This window comes from Streptomyces sp. NPDC054834 (genome assembly GCF_053611185.1).
On the sequence record NZ_JBSGZV010000005.1, the window covers coordinates 77,332 to 94,925 of the forward strand.

General features: G+C 69.1%; 18 protein-coding genes and 1 pseudogene. 12 read left to right on the forward strand and 7 right to left on the reverse strand.

All coding sequences use genetic code 11. The annotated features are described in order from the left end of the window. Positions 1-343: 343 nt before the first annotated feature. On the reverse strand, positions 344-2,083 hold the full coding sequence (locus tag ACWGJM_RS09205; protein ID WP_453411024.1) for a SpoIIE family protein phosphatase: 1,740 nt from the start codon (positions 2,081-2,083) through the stop codon (positions 344-346). Positions 2,084-2,336: 253 nt separating this feature from the next. On the opposite strand from ACWGJM_RS09205, the gene ACWGJM_RS09210 reads away from it, so the two are divergent. The 5 genes from ACWGJM_RS09210 to ACWGJM_RS09230 all read left to right on the forward strand — a co-directional run bounded on the left by ACWGJM_RS09210 (position 2,337) and on the right by ACWGJM_RS09230 (position 6,056). Continuing rightward, entirely contained in the window at positions 2,337-2,552 is a 216-nt protein-coding gene (locus ACWGJM_RS09210) for a hypothetical protein (protein WP_453411025.1), read from the forward strand. Beyond that, entirely contained in the window at positions 2,549-2,761 is a 213-nt protein-coding gene (locus tag ACWGJM_RS09215; protein ID WP_453411026.1) for a cold-shock protein, read from the forward strand. Before ACWGJM_RS09210 ends, ACWGJM_RS09215 begins: the two co-directional genes overlap by 4 nt. Before the next feature lie 1,013 nt (positions 2,762-3,774). Next, positions 3,775-5,100, forward strand: a complete 1,326-nt coding sequence (locus tag ACWGJM_RS09220) for a zinc-dependent alcohol dehydrogenase (protein ID WP_453411027.1) — start codon at positions 3,775-3,777, stop codon at positions 5,098-5,100. Next, positions 5,100-5,261, forward strand: a complete 162-nt coding sequence (locus ACWGJM_RS09225) for a competence protein CoiA family protein (protein WP_453411028.1) — start codon at positions 5,100-5,102, stop codon at positions 5,259-5,261. Before ACWGJM_RS09220 ends, ACWGJM_RS09225 begins: the two co-directional genes overlap by 1 nt. Positions 5,262-5,393: 132 nt before the next feature. Beyond that, positions 5,394-6,056: a phosphoribosyltransferase gene (locus ACWGJM_RS09230; protein WP_453411029.1), complete on the forward strand. Its 663-nt coding sequence runs from the start codon at positions 5,394-5,396 to the stop codon at positions 6,054-6,056. Positions 6,057-6,555: 499 nt separating this feature from the next. Here ACWGJM_RS09230 and ACWGJM_RS09235 read toward each other — a convergent pair whose 3' ends face one another. Next, entirely contained in the window at positions 6,556-6,957 is a 402-nt protein-coding gene (locus ACWGJM_RS09235) for a RidA family protein (protein ID WP_453411030.1), read from the reverse strand. Positions 6,958-7,029: 72 nt separating this feature from the next. On the opposite strand from ACWGJM_RS09235, the gene ACWGJM_RS09240 reads away from it, so the two are divergent. Continuing rightward, positions 7,030-7,926, forward strand: a complete 897-nt coding sequence (locus ACWGJM_RS09240) for a LysR family transcriptional regulator (RefSeq protein ID WP_453411031.1) — start codon at positions 7,030-7,032, stop codon at positions 7,924-7,926. A gap of 952 nt (positions 7,927-8,878) precedes the next feature. Next, positions 8,879-9,322 carry a hypothetical protein gene (locus ACWGJM_RS09245; RefSeq protein WP_453411032.1) on the forward strand — a complete coding sequence of 148 codons (444 nt, stop codon included), beginning with the start codon at positions 8,879-8,881 and terminating at the stop codon, positions 9,320-9,322. Here ACWGJM_RS09245 and ACWGJM_RS09250 read toward each other — a convergent pair. The 3 genes and pseudogenes from ACWGJM_RS09250 to ACWGJM_RS09260 all read right to left on the reverse strand — a co-directional run bounded on the left by ACWGJM_RS09250 (position 9,294) and on the right by ACWGJM_RS09260 (position 10,822). After that, complete coding sequence (locus ACWGJM_RS09250; protein ID WP_453411234.1) at positions 9,294-9,692, reverse strand: transposase family protein; 399 nt, start codon at positions 9,690-9,692, stop codon at positions 9,294-9,296. The two genes, ACWGJM_RS09245 and ACWGJM_RS09250, sit on opposite strands and share 29 nt — an antisense overlap. Further along, positions 9,693-9,806: pseudogene (locus tag ACWGJM_RS09255) on the reverse strand (transposase); the annotation flags it as partial. 371 nt (positions 9,807-10,177) lie between these two features. Beyond that, entirely contained in the window at positions 10,178-10,822 is a 645-nt protein-coding gene (locus tag ACWGJM_RS09260) for a LysE family translocator (RefSeq protein WP_453411033.1), read from the reverse strand. A gap of 669 nt (positions 10,823-11,491) precedes the next feature. On the opposite strand from ACWGJM_RS09260, the gene ACWGJM_RS09265 reads away from it, so the two are divergent. Further along, entirely contained in the window at positions 11,492-12,589 is a 1,098-nt protein-coding gene (locus tag ACWGJM_RS09265) for an IS110 family transposase (RefSeq protein WP_453411034.1), read from the forward strand. Between the two features lie 483 nt (positions 12,590-13,072). After that, a complete protein-coding gene (locus ACWGJM_RS09270; protein WP_453411035.1) occupies positions 13,073-13,390 on the forward strand; it encodes a hypothetical protein in 318 nt (105 codons plus the stop codon). Positions 13,391-13,562: 172 nt separating this feature from the next. On the opposite strand, the gene ACWGJM_RS09275 is transcribed toward ACWGJM_RS09270, so the two are convergent. Continuing rightward, positions 13,563-14,009 (reverse strand): ATP-binding protein, encoded by a 447-nt coding sequence (locus tag ACWGJM_RS09275; protein WP_453411036.1) that lies wholly within the window; start codon positions 14,007-14,009, stop codon positions 13,563-13,565. Positions 14,010-14,217: 208 nt separating this feature from the next. On the opposite strand from ACWGJM_RS09275, the gene ACWGJM_RS09280 reads away from it, so the two are divergent. Beyond that, positions 14,218-14,583: an STAS domain-containing protein gene (locus tag ACWGJM_RS09280; RefSeq protein WP_453411037.1), complete on the forward strand. Its 366-nt coding sequence runs from the start codon at positions 14,218-14,220 to the stop codon at positions 14,581-14,583. On the opposite strand, the gene ACWGJM_RS09285 is transcribed toward ACWGJM_RS09280, so the two are convergent. Further along, complete coding sequence (locus tag ACWGJM_RS09285) at positions 14,506-14,946, reverse strand: ANTAR domain-containing protein (RefSeq protein WP_453411038.1); 441 nt, start codon at positions 14,944-14,946, stop codon at positions 14,506-14,508. The genes ACWGJM_RS09280 and ACWGJM_RS09285 overlap by 78 nt on opposite strands. Positions 14,947-15,538: 592 nt before the next feature. Between ACWGJM_RS09285 and ACWGJM_RS09290 the strand changes: the two genes are divergently transcribed. Next, a complete protein-coding gene (locus ACWGJM_RS09290) occupies positions 15,539-15,742 on the forward strand; it encodes a cold-shock protein (RefSeq protein ID WP_023586116.1) in 204 nt (67 codons plus the stop codon). A 345-nt stretch (positions 15,743-16,087) separates the two neighbouring features. Then, positions 16,088-17,581 (forward strand): DEAD/DEAH box helicase, encoded by a 1,494-nt coding sequence (locus ACWGJM_RS09295; protein ID WP_453411039.1) that lies wholly within the window; start codon positions 16,088-16,090, stop codon positions 17,579-17,581. The last annotated feature ends 13 nt before the right edge of the window (positions 17,582-17,594 follow it).

Here is a 17,594-nt window from a genome sequence, read left to right on the forward strand (position 1 = left end):
ACGCCGGCGCCGCGGCAACGGTCGTGGGTCGGCGGGCTGTACCTGCTTGCTTGCTGCGGTCGGCGGCCGGTGTTTGCTCGTTGTCGGCTTCTGCCGAGCCACCTGGCACCCCCGGATCACCAGTCCCGGAGTGATCCAGCCACCTCGCCGGCGCCACCCCGACGCCGAGAAACTCGCCCACTCCTGGGCCGAAGCGCTTGGGCGGGACGTCGCCTCGGGCGCGAGCCCCGAGTTCGCCACGCTCGACCCAGATCGCGAAGCCGTGCCGTGGCGACAGCCTCGGTAATCCCGACGCGCCGTACGAAGTCGTCGAACCGCGTGATTCCGTAGTGCGTATTTCGCGTCATTGCTCCGGGGCGGCAGGGGGAGTGCGCAGCGCGATCATGGCGACGTCGTCGTCGTTGTCGCTGGGGCGGACCTGGTCCAGCAGTGAGTCGCAGAAGGAGCCCAACGGGCGGTGAGCCAGGGAGGCCGCGTGCCGGCGCAGCCGGTCCAGCCCGTGATCGATGGAGTGGTGCGGGGATTCGACCAGTCCGTCGGTGTAGAGCAGGAGCGTGGCCCGGGGTGGCAGGACGGCGACGGCGTCGGGGCGAGGTCTGGTGACTCCGGTTCCGAGCAGTATGCCGTGTGCCTCCTCGAGGTAGCGGGCCTGACCGTCGTGGGTGATGAGCAGCGGCGGCGGGTGGCCGGCGTTCGTCCAGCGCAGGCGCCACAGTGTGTCGTCGCCGCGTGTGAGCCTGGCGAGGATCATGGTCGCCATGGGCACCTCGGCTATGTGCATCACGGCCTCGTCGAGCCGTGTGACGACGGCGCTGGGCGCGGCCTCGGGGTGGGACCAGGCGAAGGCGCGCAGCATGTTGCGGACCTGCGCCATACCGGCTGCGGCGTCGAGATCGTGCCCGACGACGTCGCCGATGGCCAGTGCGTGGGCGTGGGCGGCCAGAGCGAAGGCGTCGTACCAGTCGCCGCCCACGGACGAGGCGTGCGGAGCGGGCACGTAGCGCGCGGTCATCTCCAGCCCGGGCAGGACGGGCAGCTGGGGCAGCAGGTGGCGCTGCATGGTCTCGGCGACTTTGCGCTGGCGCTGGTACAGGCGCGCGTTGTCCAGCGCCAGGCCCGCCCGGCGGGTGAGGTCCTCCAGCAGGGGCAGGTCGGCCGGGGTGAAGGCGTCATGACGCTGGGCGCGGCCCAGGGTCAGGGCGCCGAGTACGTCGCGCAGTCCGCGAATGGGCGCGATGACGGCGGAGTGCATACCTGTCGCGGTGAACAGGCGCTGCTGCTCGACCGCTATGCCCGAATCGGGCGGGCCCTGGTAGGTGGCGGGACCGGCGAGGGAGGAGGCGGCGCCGCGCAGAGCCCGCGACAGGGGCATCGGCGACTCCGCCGGCACGGGAGGCATCGGGCCTTGCAGGTCATCCCGCTCGACGAGAATGCCGTCCTTGTGCTCCATCACGAGAACGCGTCGTACTTCGTCACGTTCGGTGAGAAGGTCGAACACCGCCCAGTCCGCGAGCCGGGGCACGGTCAGGGCCGCCAGTCGGTGCAGCGCCTCGTCCACGTCCAGGGTGGACGTCAGCTGCGTGGTCGTCTCCGCGAGCAGGGCCAGGCGGTCCAGTTCCGTCAGCGGCGCGGAGTGCCCGCCCTCGCTGTGGCGCACGTCCCCCGGCTTCGGCTCGTACAGCATCGCCAGCGCACCTGTCCCGCCCGGACCGGGTGCGTAGGGCGTGACCAGCCAGGACAACTGGACGAGAGTGCCGTCCCCGCGGGCGAACCACTCGGCGTCGCCATGCCTGGTGTCCCCTGTGAGGAGGGCCTTCCGGATCCGGCAGCGAATGCGCGGCACCGAGTGCCCGTATCTGTCCCGGTGCAGCAGGTCGTGGAAGTCCTGACCAACGAATTCCGAGGCATCCCTGCCCAGCAGGCTCTGGGCTGCGCTGTTGGCCGTGACGATGAGGCCATCGTCATCGACCGCGATGGCGGAGGCTCGCAGGTTTTCCAGCGTTCCGTCGAGCAGGGCGCCGGACCGCGCCAGATGCCCGGACAGGGGAGTACCTTTCCTGTCAGGAGCGGCGGCGTCGTCCATGTCCCTCCTCGGTTCAAGCTCGAATCGTGCCGAGTACCCCAACCGGACCCCGACATGCAGCGAAGGCAAGCGGTCTCGGCACGGCTCACCGGGGGCATGGAGGTGCGAGGTGCCGTTGACGGTGCAGCTGTTCTCAGGGCCGGTGAGTAAAGGGACAGTAGGCCAGGACGACGGTCACGGCCCGAGCGTCCGCGCAGGCAGGCCGCACCCGCCCAGGTGGCTGTCCGCTTTCCTCGCCCGGGAGGCAACCAGGTTGGCACGCCTCTCCCAGCGGCATGCCTCGTACTGGGGCGCTGATCCGGGAATTCGCCGGGCGCTGATGTCCGATGCCATCGAACGCCGGCCGCGCGAGTTCGTGGCGCTGAAGAGTGATCTCCTTGGTCGTAGCCGTTTCACCAAAGCCGTGGTGGAGGCAAGGGTGGTGTGCTTGGAAGTGATGCCCACCTCGGAGAGATCGGCGGAAGCGTGAGCAACCGACAGACTGGCACTGTGAAGTGGTTCAACGATGAGAAGGGGTTCGGCTTCATCACTCCCCAGGGTGGGGGAGACGACCTGTTTGTCCACTTCAAGGCTATCGAGAGTGATGGCTTCAAAGCCCTCAAGGAGGGGCAGACTGTGTCTTTCATCGCCGAGAAGGGGCAGAAGGGCATGCAGGCTGCGCAGGTCCGCCCCGAGTAGCCCCCCACCCTGTGTGCGCCTGCGAATTCCACGTTCTTCCCAGGTGCGCACGCACCCCGTAATGGGCGGAGCCCGCGTGCCTCCTCGCCGCCGCCCGCCGCGCGGGCACAACAATCGCTCCGGCCGGTCCTCCGCGACCGGGTCGCGCCCGACTTCGCCGTGCGGATCGTCCACGTGGGCAACCAGCGTCAGTTCACGGTGGCACCCGCACCCGCCTCCCGGGGCCCTGGTCGGCGAGTTCCCGTGAGGCGAATGCGGCAGTACACCGGCTGCCGCGCGGAGGACCCGCCGACCTGCGCGGTGGGGGCTGCGTCGAGGAAGTCGTGCGCGAACGCGGGCGAGGGTTGGGGGTGAGTGTTTCCCGGAAACCTCGTGGGCGTCCGGGGGGCTTGGCGGTGTGAAGTCTGGGATGTTGAAGCGGCGGCCGCCGTGCTGGGTCGGCGATGACGGACGGCCGTCGGCGCGAGGCGTTGGCGTTCTCCCCCCGACCGCCTTGGGACGTGCGGGAGTTCACCCCCATGCGAAACCGGCCGAGAGGCCGGGGCCCTGCCAACGGCTTCCCCTTGTGGGAGGGCGGGCATCGACGGTTGATCGACGTGCTCTGCCCGGGCGAGGATCCAGCGTGGCAGGAGCCGCCTCGAGCCAGGCAGTCTTCACCTTGGGGGCGTGCACGACGTCTAGCGATAGGTCCGCCGAGGCGATGAGGGACGGGGCTCTGCCGGGAGTGGTCGCTGTCCCGCCAGGTGTGCCGAAGGACCGTCGCAGTTTGGGAGGCGCCCGGCAGGAAACCCCGGAGAGGGATAAATGACGTCGCTGGCCTGATGCAGGCAACAACGGCTCACACGCCTGAACGATCAGAGTGCCCCGAGTCGGCGCGTAGAGGTGTCCCCAGGCACGGAGACTTTACGGGCGCGCCGGGGCCCGGGCCTCCATCGAAGAGGCGCGGCTCGCCGTCCCTTGGATCGACGGCCGAAGCGGGGCGCTTGGACGGAAATCCATGGAGGAGCATCCGCATGAAGGCTGTCGTGTGGCACGGTCTGGGCGACATACGCCTGGAGGACGTGCCGGAACCGACGATCAAGGACCCGTTCGACGCGATCGTGCGGATTACGACCTCCGCCATCTGCGGCACCGACCTGCACTTCGTCCGCGGCACCATGCCCGGCCTGCAAGAGGGCCGGATCCTCGGCCACGAGGCCGTCGGCGTGGTGGAGGACGTGGGCGCCGGTGTGCGCAACTTCCGCCCTGGCGACCGTGTGGTGGTGCCGTCCACCGTGGCGTGCGGAACGTGCAGCTATTGCCGCGCGGGCTACTACGCGCAGTGCGACAACGCCAACCCCGGTGGCCCGCAGGCGGGCACCACGTTCTTCGGCGGGCCGGAGGCTGCGGGCGGCCTGGACGGGCTGCAGGCCGAGTACGCCCGCGTTCCCTTCGCGCACGTCGGGCTGGTTCCGCTGCCGGACACCGTGGACGACGCGCAGGCGATCCTGCTCTCCGACATCTACCCCACCGCGTGGTTCGGCGCCCGGCTGGCCGAGATCGGCGATGGCGACACCGTGGCCGTCGTGGGAGCCGGTCCCGTCGGGCAGGCCGCCATCGCCTGTGCTCGTCTCCAGGGCGCCGGCCGGATCATCGTCGTCGACGGCGTGGCCGACCGGCTGGATGTGGCGCGCAGCCAGCATGCCGAGACCGTCGACTTCAACGCCGAGGATCCGGTGGAGGCGGTGCGCGAGCTGACCGGCGGTATCGGCGTCGATCGCGTGATCGAGGCCGTGGGCGTGGACGCGGAGCGGCCACAGCGCGGGCCGGCCGCCGAGGCGCTGCGAGAGCAGGCCGAGCAGTTCGATCACGAGCGGAAGGAGGCGGCCCCCGAGCAGAACCCGGACGGGGATACCTGGGTGCCGGGTGACGCCCCGTCGCTGGCAGCCCGATGGGCCGTGCAGATGGTGGCCAAGGCCGGAACGATCGGCACCGTCGGCGTCTATCCACCGCAGGTCCAGCACTATCCGTTCGGTGAGGCGTTCATGAAGAACCTCACCCTGAAGTCCGGCAACTGCAACCACCGCCGCTACGTGCCGACTCTCGTCTCACTGGTCGCGGCCGGGCGCCTGGATCCCACGCCGCTGGTCACTCGCTGGGGTGACGCCCAGAACGCGGTCGAGGCATACCGCCGATTCGACCGGCGGGAGGTGGGCTGGACGAAGGTGGCCCTCGGAGTCTCGGACGAGGGGTCGGTAGCCCCCGGTCTCGGCGAGGCCGCCGGCACCGGAGCGGCCACCACCGCCGGATCGCCGGGACCGTCGGCAGAGGAAGCGACGAACGTGGAGGTGAGCGAGTGATGACAGCGAAAGCCGGTGAGAAGGCGCAGAAGACCGGGGACTTCTACTGCGCCAGCTGCAGCGAGAAGGTCCACGTGAAGCAGGGCGACAAGATCCCCTCCTGTCCCAACGGGCACAAGCAGTACGAGACGCGCCGGAACGAGCCGGACACCAAGTCCTGACAGGCCGTGCCGGTCCACGGACACGGACGCCGACCACCAAGCAACACGCTGTCCTGCGTCTCCCAGTCGCCCCACGGCCGGGCAGGCGCGCCCGGCACACGTCCCCTCGCACGGAAGCCAGGTATCCGGATCATGCAATTCCACGACCGCCGCCACGCCGGCCAGGAACTCGCGGTCCGGCTGATGGAGTGGGCCGCCGACGGGGACCTCATCAACCCGGTCGTACTGGCGCTGCCCCGAGGCGGCGTTCCGGTGGCGGCCGATGTGGCCCGAGCCCTCAAGGCACCGCTGGATGTGCTGGTCGCGCGGAAGATCGGCGTCCCGGGCCACCCGGAGACCGGCATCGGAGCGATCGTGGGTGACGATCCCCCGCTGTTCGACCGGCATTCACTGGGCATGCTCGGCCTGAGCGAGGACCGACTTGCCCCGGACGTGGCCCAGGAGCGGACCGAGCTGCACCGTCGGGAACTGCGGTACCGAGATGACCGCTCCAGGCCCGAAATCAAGGACCGGGCCGTGATCCTCATCGATGACGGGCTCGCCACCGGCGCCACCGCACGCGCCGCCCTGCGCCACCTGCGCCGCCAGGGCCCGGCGCGGCTGATCCTTGCCGTCCCCGTCTGTGCTCCCGACATCGCCGCACCGATGCGCTCGGAAGCCGATGACGTCGTCTGTCTGCACCAGCCGCCGGACTTCCGCGCAGTCGGACAGTGGTACGACGACTTCGACCAGGTCAGCGACGAGGAGGTCATGCAGGCACTGCACGAACACGGTGCCCCGGCAGGCAGGCGTTGAGTGGTCCGGAACCGGACCGGCGGATCGATCCCCGGCCTTGCACCTGAGGCTGCGGATCCGCACACGGGCGAAGCGGTCCACCTGGACGAGGTGGCGCGTGCCTCTGGGCTGCCTCCCGAGGAGACTTCTGGGCTGCTTGACGACCTGGTCACCGTGTACGGCACCGCGACTGGAACTGGCCGGATCCGACAGCCCGGACACGGGGCCCCGGTTCGAGGTCAGGCCCGGGTTGTGAGCTCGCCGGGCTGACGTTCACCGAGGCGGCCCGACTCGTGCCGTGAGTCGCCGCACTGGGTCGGACCATGCCTGCGGGTCGGGCCAGGGAAAGGTATGGGCGCCCGGCACCGCGATGCATTCCCCGTCAGTCACTAGCCCTGGCATCGCGGCATGTCTGGCCAGCCGACCGGGTGCGCGGCTCGCGTCCGCGCTGAGCCCGCGTCGCCAAGGAAAAGCTCCTTGAACTCCTCCGCGATTTGTGGGAGTTGCCACAGAGATCGCATCACGCGGGCGGTTGCGCGGTGATCCGCCGGGCGTACACCTCGATCTCGATCTTCATGCGGGGGTCGGCGAGGCCGCACATGAGCATGGTGGCGGCCGGCCGGACCTCTCCGAACGTGCGACGTAGCACCGGCCAGCACGGCTCGAAGTCCGCCCGGTCGGGCAGCAGGTAGCGCACCCGCACCACGTCAGCGAAGGTGCACTTCGCTTCGGTCAGGGCGACCTCGATGTTGCGCAGGCACTGCTCCGCCTGCTCCACCACGTCGTCGGAAATCATCATGGTGGTGTAGTCGAATCCGGTCGTTCCGGACACATGGACCCAGTCGCCGTCGACCACAGCGCGGGCATAGCCGATTTGTTCCTCGAACGTCGAGCCGCTGAGTATTGAACGTCGCTCCGTCATGCGCCGAACGCTAGGTGACCAGGACCGATACGTCTAATACGGTCTCACGTGTGTAGTGATATCTCTGGGCGTATGGAGCGCCCTGAACTTCCTCTTCCGCAACTGCACGCCTTCGTCGTTCTTGCCGAGGAACTCCACTTCGGCCACGCCGCTACCCGCTTGGGCATCGCCCAGCCGCCGCTGAGCCAGCAGATCCGCCGTCTGGAGGACAAGGTCGGCTACGCGCTGTTCAGCCGCGAACCCGGGCGCATCGGACTCACCCCGGCCGGCCGGGAGCTTCTCCCCGCCGCCCGGCATGCCCTGACCGACCTCGCGGACGGCCTGACCGCAGCCCGAGAGGTCGGTAGCGGCAGGGCCGGCCGCCTGCGGATCGGCTTCGCAGCCTCCGTCGCCCTCACTGTCCTCCCCGGCCTGCTGCGAACCTTCCGGGGACGATTTCCCGCCGTGAACCTGGACATCCGGGAGATGACCACCACACCGCAACTGGCCGCTCTGCGCGAAAGGGCGATCGACATCGGCCTGTTGCGCGAACCGCCTGCCCATGACACGGAACTCGGATTCGAGACCGTGCTGGACGAACCGTTCGTGGCCGTCCTGCCCTCCTCGCACCCACTCGCGACACAGCGAGCCGTCCGAGTCGAGCAGTTGGCGAACTGCCCCTTCGTACTCATGCCTCGCACCGTCGGCCCGTCGCTGTACGACCAGATCACCGACTTGTGCATCACGGCAGGCTTCACACCCCAGGTGACTCAGCACGCCGTGGAATGGCAGACCGTCTGCGCCCTGGTGGAAACCGGCCTGGGCGTGTCACTGGCCCCGGAGAGCATCCGCCGTATCCGCCTCAAAGGCGTTGCCTTTCGCAGGATCGAGCCCAACGCAGTGCGCACACGAGTCGCCGTCGCTTGGCGCAAGAACGACTCAAACCCCCTGGTCCCACACCTCCTGGCGGCTCTCAAAGCCCTGGACTAGTGAACCGCCATGCTGGCCCCTGATGCTGACCCCGTCCCCGGGCACGCCCCGAAGGCGCTCAGGGGCCTGGCCTGCGGGCGTATTAAAGGCACCGGGGAGAAGACGTCCCCGGGGGTCGGCATTCCGAGTCGTGCTGCTCCACGCCAGTGCGCGTCAGATGTCACGCGTTGACCGGCTGCGGTTCCTCGCTCAACGACGTCGTCCGGAAACTCCACCCGGGTGCCTCCCCGATGTAGGGCGCCCGTATCTTCGAGGGCAGCCGGCGGCCTGGTTCCCAGCCTCCTCCCGGTGTGCGTCGTGGCGTTGGCACCTGTATGCCGCGACAGGCGCTGGGCGGTGCGGAGGACGGGTCGCCGAACGACGGGGGAGGGTTCATGCGTTCTCTGCTGAACTGGGTAGTTCGGCTGTGTGCGCTGGTGGGTTGGGTCGCGACCGCGATCGCATGCTTCTGGCTGCTGGGCGCCACCGCCATGCCTCGGCCGTGGACCGAGGCGTATGTGTGGGGAGCCGTCGCCGTGGCGTGTGCGGTGGTACGCGTGCTGGCGCTGTGGGGTCTGCGAGTGCTGCCCGGGGAGAACAGGACGCCGGGAGAGCCGGTGTCCTTGTCGAAGGTGGCTGATCGGCGGTCCGTGTCCGGCTCCGTGTCGCTCAGTGAGGCCCTCGGGTTCTCCTTCAGCGACCTCGACGATGCCCGGGCGTGGATCAAACTGCGCACCGGCGCTGTCTGGGCGCTGGTGGCGTTCGCCTCGGGGGCCTTCTTCGTCGCGCTGCTGACGTCGGCCAACGCGGGTGAGAAGCTCGATGACCTGCGCACGGCGGGCGCCGAGGCCAGCACGGCGACCGTCGTGGGCGGGCCGCAGGCGATCCGCGAAGAGCTGACCGACGAGCATGCCGTCAAGGGGTATGTCTCACGGCTCGTGGTCTCTTGCCCGGCGGCCCCGGACGGCTCCCCGTGCGTGGCGCCTACACCTACGACCGGCCCCGTGCCGGCACCGAGGTCGACGTGCTGTGGGCCAGATCGGCACCGGAGCTGGGCGGTTACGTCAACGAGAGCAAGAACCTGCGCGTGCTCGCCGAAGCACGCTGGAACGCCTTCGCGGACGACGAGCTGGGTGTCGCATCCCTGCTTGCCTTCATCGTCATCGTGGTCGTCTTCGGGGGCGTTCTGGGCGCTGTCTTCACTCTCGCACCGCAGGCCGACGTGCTGCAGCGGCTGGCCGGGTCGGCGCCGTTCCAGACGGTCCGTGCCGCGCTGGCCGTGGCGGTGTTCTGGGCCTGGAGTCCGACGCTGCTGGGGCACGAGGCAGGTGTGCTCCAGTGGCTACTGGCGGCGGCCAGTTTCCTGCTCGTCCTGCTGGGCTACGTCTTCACATCCGTCCGGTCCTTCGTCCGCTGAGCACGCACAGGCCGGCAGGATGAGCCTTGACGTCATGGCAGCCCCGGCTGATCTTGTTCCGTCTGCCGGTCGAGGATCGCCTGCCTGATGGCCGCGCTGCCGGCGACGAACCAAGCTGGCAGGCCAACCGGGAGCCGACGGCCGCATTGAGCGCGTCGCCGTCGATGCCAGCTAGCAGCGGGCCGCGCGTACAGGCGCGCGGCATTCGTCCGTCCATACCCAGGCGGGTCCGGACCTCCTCGGGTGCCCCGGTCGCGAACCGGCCGATCGCCACCAGCGTCGAGGCCCCGCCGAGCACGGCGAGGGCGCACAGGGCCAGCAGTGCGCCGAGCCGGTAGCGGCGGCACTGGCGGCACCGTGGATCGGGCAGTCGATGGCGCTCGTGGACCGTCTTCCACGGCCCGATCCGCTCGGGCAGATCCCGCCGCTCCACCCCGGTCCGCACCCGGTGCAAAATGCCGTCGATCGCCTGCCGGTGCTCCCGTCACCGGCCACAACGGCCATTGCTGACCGGCAGGAACAGCTCATGCCGCTCGCACTCCGCATCCGTCAGATCACGTCGCCCCATGCCCCGAACAGCGATCCGACAGGACGCCAGTCACATGATCGGCTGGCTAGTAGCCTGCGGCCATACCTGATCCCTCCCCGTTCGCGGTCCCCACCCGCTTCGACGGTGCCCCTGAGCGAGCCGCAGTTCCCCTCAGCGGATCACGCCCTGGAGCTCGCGGATGACGCCGCGGGATCCGTTGATGCATTGCGGCAAGTCGTCTCACGGCTGGACCGCTTCATCAACTCTCTCGGCTGAAGCGCCCGGACAGGGCCTAGTCAGCCACCCCCCCGCGCAGTGGGGGAACCTCAGGTGGAGACAGCAGTGCGGGACAGGGCGGTGCGCAGTGCGAACGCGCCGAGCAGGCCGCCTGCTGTGAACCGTTGGGCGGTCATGGCGCGGGGCCGGGCGGCCAGAAACCCCGAGACCCGCGCTGCGCCCAGCATGATCAGAGCATTCACGGTGATGCCCACGACGATCTGCACACCACCGAGCTGGAGGAGTTGTCCCCAGGCCGGACCTGCCTGCGGGTCCAAGAACTGGGGCAGTAGGGCGGCGTACATGAGAGCGATCTTGGGGTTGAGCAGGTTGGTCAGTAGCCCCATCGAGAACAGGCGGGCGTCGGAGACCGGAGGCAGGTCTTGGGCCGGGGCGAAGGGCGAGCGGCCGCCGGGCTTGAGCATGCCCCAGGCGAGGTAGGCCAGGTAGGCGGCCCCGGCAAGCTTGACCACCGTGAATGCCACCGGCACGGCGGCGAACAACGCCGACAGGCCCGCAGCCGCGGCCAGTAGATAGCACACGAATCCCACGGCGGTCCCACTGAGGCTGACCAGTCCAGCCCTGCGGCCTTGGGTGATCGCGCGGGAGGCGAGGTGGATCATGTTCGGTCCCGGAGTCAGCGCCATGCCCAGTTCGACCAGTGCTACTCCTCCGACTGCGGTCAGAGTGATCACCGGCCAACCTCCAGGTCGTTCGTCGGGTACCTGATACGAAATGGGGTCACCCGGCTGCAGAGGATGGGCACGACGCGTGAGCAGCGCCTGCCTCGCCCGCTGCAGCATACGGCCTTGCCGCTCGGTATCTTCATGCGCCCCCGGCCCCGTTCCTGGCCCGGCCTCCGGCGCGCAAGCGCATCTCCACGGCTATGGCCGATGCGGCAGTCCTGGCGTCGCTCACCGGTGGGACGGGCGTGGAGGGGAGGGTGCGCAACCTGGTGGCCCGTGAGAGCGGTCGATAAAGGACTGCCGGTAAGGCGGGCCAAGGGCTGTCCGTCAATGCCGGTCACGAGTGGACGAGAAGTCCACTCGGTGTCAGCCCGTCCAGGACAGGTTAATCACTGGTTCGAAGCCATCCGGCAGTGATCGGGTCATGCCGTCGTGTCGGGATCGATGGGACGGTTGCGCGATGCCGTCCCGGACGGGGGTCTGACTCATGAGATCTATGACCGAAGTGTCCAGTCACGGACTTGTCGACCGTCGTTGCGGGATGGCGCCGCTGGTACCGAGCCACAGGGCGTGTCCGAGTAGGGGCCTTGCCGAGTTTCAGGCGCCATCACGGTTCAGACCGCCCGAGCGGGCCGGTGCCATCCACCCAGCACGTCACCACGCGGGAGGCGAACCACCATGACGACCAGAGAACGCAGCACCTCTTCCAGCACGGATCCGCCCAATCGGGGTGAGGTCGTCCTGGGCGTGGACACGCACGGCGAGGTTCACGTGGCCGCCGTGGTCTCCCCGCTGGGGAGGGTCCTTGGCACCGAGTCCTTTCCGGCGACGGCGGCCGGCTACCGTCGGCTGCTCGTGTGGGCTCGCAAGCGGGGGACGGTGCGCCGGGCCGGTGTGGAGGGCAACGGTACCTTCGGCGCGGGCCTGTCCCGCTACCTGCTGGCCCAGCAGATCCAGGTGTTCGAAGTGAACCGGCCCGACCGCACGGCCCGCCGGCTGCTCGGCAAGTCGGACCCGCTCGACGCACAGGCCGCCGCGCGAGCCGTGCTCAGCGGCCGCGCCCGGGCCCGGGCCAAAACCGGCGACGGCCCGGTGCACAGCGCCCGGATCTTCAAGCTCGCCAAGGACTCCGCGGTCAAGGCCCGCACCCAGGCGATCAACCAGCTCAAAGCCGTCCTGGTCATCGCCGACCCCGCCCTGCGGGAGCGGTTATCGAGCTTGGGCAATGCCGAGCTGTTCCGCACCTGCGCGACCCTCAGCCCACCCGATGACGGGGGAGACGAGGAGATGGTGGCCCAGGCCACCCACATGACGTTACGCATGCTCGCCGAGCGCATCGAACAGCTCACCGGACAGATCAATGAGTTGAACCAGCGCCTGACCCGGCTCGTCGAACGCCACGCACCGCAGCTGCTCATGCCAGTGGGCATCGGCCCGGACAGTGCCGCCACTCTCCTGATCACCATGGGAGACAACCCCGAGCGGCTGAACACCGAGGCGTCCTTTGCTGCCCTTTGCGGAGTCAGCCCCATCGAGTACTCCTCTGGCCGTCGGAGCACGCGTCGGCTCAACTGCGGCGGCGACCGCCAGGCGAACGCGGCCCTGCACCGCATCGTCTTCACCCGCCTGCGCCACGACCCGCGCACCCAGGCGTACTACGAACGCCGCACCCAGGAGGGCAAGACCCGCCGTGAGATCATCCGATGCCTCAAGCGATATGCCGCCCGCGAGGTCTTCAAGCTGGTCAGACCGATTTCCCTCGCCCCCGCGTTATAGGGGCGTCTGTGAGAGCGGAGGGCGACGAGAAGCCCCGCAGGCGCGGCCCGGCGGGGCTTCCGCGTAGGTGCGTTTCAGTGTCCGCCGTAAGCACCGTTGCACTCGGCTCTCCTCTCTCGAGCACCCGAAGCAAGGACGCGGTGACGACACGCGTCTTACGGCCGACGCGCAGAATCCGACCCGGGAACTCTTCGCGCCCAATCAGGTTGCAGCCTTCACCTCTGCAAAGCTCAATGTCTTTGGAGGCGCCTGCGGCACTGCCTGTTCCCTCCAAACACACCCGGACGGCTCCCCTCCCTGTTCGTAGGACGGGAGCCGTGAGCATGTAACGGCCGGGCCACCCGGTGGCTCACCCGACGGTTGCCGTCGTCCGGGGGCCGCCGCGTCCTGCCCGCCGTCCGAACAGGCGCCTGTGCAGTTCGGTGGCATGATCGCCCTTCTCGTGGGCAGGCGACCGGCGTGTCGTGCGCCCCGGCTGAACTCGTGTCCCGGGTGAGCTCTTGCCTGGTCCAGGCCGGCTTTCAGGTGCTGGGTGACGCGGACAGCGGGGTTCCGGGGCTGCGGGTGACTGAGGTGTCCGCCGGCGCTCTGGTCAGCTGGACGGCCTCGGACGGGTTCACCGCGCTCGCCCGTGACCAGGCAGGCCGGGCAGCAACCAACGACAGCATGAGAGTAATCGTGCAGACCGCAGTAGCAGGGCTGCTGATCCAGCTCGGACACACCGTCACCGAGACGCCTGATGGCTGTGGCCTGGTGGTATTCACCGAAGCGGTTCTGCCACGGGGCGGCAAGGGCAGCTAGGGACCGGCCCGCCCGACGCACTGGGTGCCGGCAGTGTGCGAATGCGGGGCGAAGTCGGCGTCGCTCGCGACGGTGCCAGTCGGCGGCGCTCACCCCGGACGCCGGCATGTAGCGCCCCGCTTCACGGCAGATCGTCAGGGAAGGCGGTGAGGTCGACCGTGAGCGCAGGCTGTTACTGGGGGCGGCGTCCGGTGATGTCACCGCCGGGGTCGTCAGGTAGGGCGATGCGGGCAGTGATGCGTTTGCCGACCGGCTCCCGCTGGGCCTCGAAGCCCTGGGCGACGGCCATGACGATCTCCAGTCCGTGCTGTCCGACTCTGCCCGCATCGGAGGCCCGCGCCACTGGCAGAACGGGATTGCTGTCCCACACGACCACTTCCACGACGGCGCCGATGATGCGCAGTTCCATCAGCACGGGGTCAGGGGCGTACTTGCGGGCGTTGGTGACCAGCTCGCTTACCACCAGCTGGGTCAGGTCCATCGCGCGAGCGGACACCGGCAGGCCGTGCTCCGCCTGGACACGGGTGAGGAAGTCCACTGCCCGGTGGCGTGCCTCAGCGATCACGTGCCCGTCACCGTCCAGCGCGACGGTGTCCTGTATCTGAGGGACGTCCGGCATTACGCTGCCCTCCCCGTCGGGGACTGATTCAGCCGGGTCCACCCTTGTTCCCCCTTCACACGTCCTGCGCGTACCCGGCACTATGTCTCACATGCCCCGTGAGAACCGCATAACGGGTCGCACACGTGTTCGCCGTAGCATCGAGGCAGGTTACCGGCGTTCGCGCCGGGGTCTTGAGGTTCCATCAGCGAGAACAGTCGAGGAAACGGTGACAGACACCCACGGAGCAGCCCGGCCCGGCCACCTGTCGATCGGCCACACCGCCATCGCCGGCATCCGGGTGGTCACCGTGCATGGCGAGATCGACCACGCCGTCAAGGACATGCTCAGCGAGGCCCTCATGTCCTACGACGGCGCGGCGCCCCTGCGGACCGTGGTGGACCTCAGCGGCGTGACCTTCATGGACTCCAGCGGCATCAACGTCTTCGTCGCCGCACACCAGGCCGCGAGTGACGATCAGGGATGGCTGCGTATCGCCGGCGCCCAGGAATCGGTGCTACGGCTTCTTGAAATCGTCGGCCTGGACGAGGTCATCGGCTGCCATCCCACCGTCGACCAGGCCCTGACCGCCTGACCCGCGCCGTGCCCGGCCACCGCGTCCTACCCGGCTTCCGTGCCTGGGGCATCCCGCCGGCGTGAGCACCGCTGCACGGCCGCGTACAGCTCCTGCCCGCCGTTCCGGCAGCGGCTGCCCCAGCGCCCAGGCGATCACCGTCTGCAGCTTGGTATTGGTGTGCTGGGACACCTCACGCAGCACCTCGACCCCGACGGCCGGCGCGAGCTGGTGGCTCGCGGTGAGGACACCGATGGCCTGGTCCACCGCCGCGTGGGAATCGACGGCGTGCCGCAACTGCGCGTTCTCCTGCTCCAGGAGGGCGATCACGGCGCCGTCAGGTATGCCGTCAAGCGAGGACCGCGGCACGCGAGAGGTCGTCATCACTGGTCTCCATACAGAGGCAAGGCTTCCTGTACACCTCCCCCCTGCCGCGACAGCAAGGCACCCTCAGTACGGCAGCGAAAATCACACATGTGGGATGGGCCTCTTCGCCAGCCGAGGCTGCCGAAGAGCCCGAGAGGCTGACCAGCCGTGGTCGGCAGTGGGCGCGGAAAGCCTCGGCTCATGGTCGGGCCAGCTTGCCGCCCCGGCCACGGCTCGCGGCTGCGTTTCCTGGGCGGCAGCGGCTTTTCCCGGCCGTCGCGCAGCGTGCCGGTCGGCAACTCTGCTGAGACGTTGAACTCCGAGTGAATCAATATCTGTTCCCGAGGGATCAGATTTTGGGGGGCCGGGCAGCGGGAGTTTTTGCCGCGAAGAGCAGAGTGGAATTATCCACCGCACACGGGCCGCTCCGGCGTGCTACTGTCTATCTCAGTTGCAGTTGTGGTTCCCGAAACTTCAGGTGCCCCCACCAGCTTTCTGCCGGTCGGGAGCGCTTTTGTATTTCCGGTCATTTCCGGGCGGGGTGATCATCGCGGCGACACGGCGTCCGCGTGGTGCGGATGCTGATGCACTGCCCCAAAGGAGATATGACATGGCTGCTGGTACCGTGAAGTGGTTCAATGCGGAAAAGGGCTTCGGCTTCATCGAGCAGGACGGCGGCGGCGCCGACGTGTTCGCCCACTACTCGAACATTGCCGCGCAGGGCTTCCGTGAGCTGCTCGAGGGCCAGAAGGTGACCTTCGACATCGCGCAGGGCCAGAAGGGCCCGACGGCCGAGAACATCGTTCCGGCCTGACGCTCACGCGCAATCCGTAGCTGGGGCCCGCATCCTTCGGGGTGCGGGCCCCAGCTGCATGCGTATCCCGCAGCGGCTTTCACCCGCGGGACGCCCCGGAGGAATCCGCAGTACCACTACAAGCGGTTCCTCCCTCAGGAAGCGGACGCATCCTGAAGCGCTGCACCGCAGCCGACGTCCGGATCACAAAGTCCCCATCGCGTCACCCATTTCAGCACCTGTACCCACGGATATTTCCGTCGGTCAAATCTGCTTTCTTTTACCACCGGTCCATACTCGTAATTCTCCGTGCCATTCATCGCAGCGGGAATTCCTTGATATGTGCCACATCGAGGAAGGTTCCGCATGAACCGCACGTACACGAACGACCGCCCCGCCCGCACCCGTGACCGCCGTGCCGACGCCGGAAAGGGCGGCAGCCGCACGAGCTCGCAGGCACCGCGCCGTACCGGCGGGCCCGTCCGCTCCGGCGGTCACGGCCGTCGGCCCGCCGCAGCGCAGGGTGAGTTCGCGCTGCCCAAGACGATCACCCCCGCGCTGCCCGCCGTCGAGGGCTTCGCCGACCTCGACATGCCCGAGCAGCTCCTGGCCGAACTCGGCAGGCAGGGGGTGACCGCACCGTTCCCCATCCAGGGAGCGACGCTGCCCAACTCCCTGGCGGGCCGTGACGTCCTGGGCCGCGGCCGCACCGGTTCCGGCAAAACCCTCGCCTTCGGCCTCGCCCTGCTCGCCCGCACCGCCGGACAGCGTGCCGAGCCCCGCCAGCCGCTGGGACTGATCCTCGTACCCACGCGTGAGCTGGCACAGCAGGTCACCGATGCGCTCACCCCGTACGCCCGCTCCGTGCAGCTGCGGCTGGCCACGGTGGTGGGCGGCATGTCCATCGGCAGGCAGGCCAGCGCGCTGCGCGGCGGAGCCGAGGTCGTCGTCGCGACCCCGGGCCGGCTCAAGGACCTCATCGACCGCGGCGACTGCCGGCTGAACCACGTCGGCATCACCGTGCTGGACGAGGCCGACCAGATGGCCGACATGGGCTTCATGCCCCAGGTCACCGCGCTGCTCGACCAAGTGCGCCCGGAGGGGCAGCGAATGCTGTTCTCCGCCACCCTGGACCGCAACGTCGACCTGCTGGTACGCCACTACCTGACCGACCCCGTCGTGCACTCCGTCGACCCGTCTGCCGGTGCGGTCACCACGATGGAACACCACGTCCTGCACGTCCACGGCGCCGACAAGCACGCCGCCACGACCGAGATCGCCGCCCGCGACGGCCGCGTGATCATGTTCCTGGACACCAAGCACGCCGTCGACCGGCTGACCCAGGACCTGCTCAACAGCGGGGTGCGCGCCGCCGCGCTGCACGGCGGCAAGTCGCAGCCCCAGCGCACCCGCACGCTGGCGCAGTTCAAGACCGGGCACGTCACCGTGCTGGTGGCGACCAACGTCGCGGCGCGCGGCATCCACGTCGACAACCTCGACCTGGTCGTCAACGTCGATCCGCCGACCGATCACAAGGACTACCTCCACCGCGGCGGCCGTACCGCCCGCGCCGGCGAGTCCGGCAGCGTCGTCACCCTGGTCACGCCGAACCAGCGCCGAGGCATGGTCCGTCTGATGTCGGACGCCGGAATCCGGCCGCAGACCACCCAGATCCGCTCGGGGGACGAGGCTCTGAGCCGGATCACCGGCGCCCAGGCGCCCTCCGGCATCCCGGTCGTCATCACCGCACCGGTGGTCGAACGCCCCAAGCGCAGCGCCACCTCTCGAGGCCGCCGCCGCCCCGCCTCGGCGACCAGGCGCACCCCCGTACGCCAGTCCGGCTTCGGCGCGGTGGCTTAGAACTTTCGTGAAC

What these genes read in the sequence shown, in the direction of transcription:
- ACWGJM_RS09205 (WP_453411024.1), bottom strand. Translation starts at nt 2,083, where the DNA reads ATGGACGACGCCGCCGCTCCTGACAGGAAAGGTACTCCCCTGTCCGGG.
- ACWGJM_RS09220 (WP_453411027.1), top strand. Translation starts at nt 3,775, where the DNA reads ATGAAGGCTGTCGTGTGGCACGGTCTGGGCGACATACGCCTGGAGGAC.
- ACWGJM_RS09225 (WP_453411028.1), top strand. Translation starts at nt 5,100, where the DNA reads ATGACAGCGAAAGCCGGTGAGAAGGCGCAGAAGACCGGGGACTTCTAC.
- ACWGJM_RS09230 (WP_453411029.1), top strand. Translation starts at nt 5,394, where the DNA reads ATGCAATTCCACGACCGCCGCCACGCCGGCCAGGAACTCGCGGTCCGG.
- ACWGJM_RS09235 (WP_453411030.1), bottom strand. Translation starts at nt 6,957, where the DNA reads ATGACGGAGCGACGTTCAATACTCAGCGGCTCGACGTTCGAGGAACAA.
- ACWGJM_RS09240 (WP_453411031.1), top strand. Translation starts at nt 7,030, where the DNA reads ATGGAGCGCCCTGAACTTCCTCTTCCGCAACTGCACGCCTTCGTCGTT.
- ACWGJM_RS09265 (WP_453411034.1), top strand. Translation starts at nt 11,492, where the DNA reads ATGACGACCAGAGAACGCAGCACCTCTTCCAGCACGGATCCGCCCAAT.
- ACWGJM_RS09275 (WP_453411036.1), bottom strand. Translation starts at nt 14,009, where the DNA reads ATGCCGGACGTCCCTCAGATACAGGACACCGTCGCGCTGGACGGTGAC.
- ACWGJM_RS09285 (WP_453411038.1), bottom strand. Translation starts at nt 14,946, where the DNA reads ATGACGACCTCTCGCGTGCCGCGGTCCTCGCTTGACGGCATACCTGAC.
- ACWGJM_RS09290 (WP_023586116.1), top strand. Translation starts at nt 15,539, where the DNA reads ATGGCTGCTGGTACCGTGAAGTGGTTCAATGCGGAAAAGGGCTTCGGC.
- ACWGJM_RS09295 (WP_453411039.1), top strand. Translation starts at nt 16,088, where the DNA reads ATGAACCGCACGTACACGAACGACCGCCCCGCCCGCACCCGTGACCGC.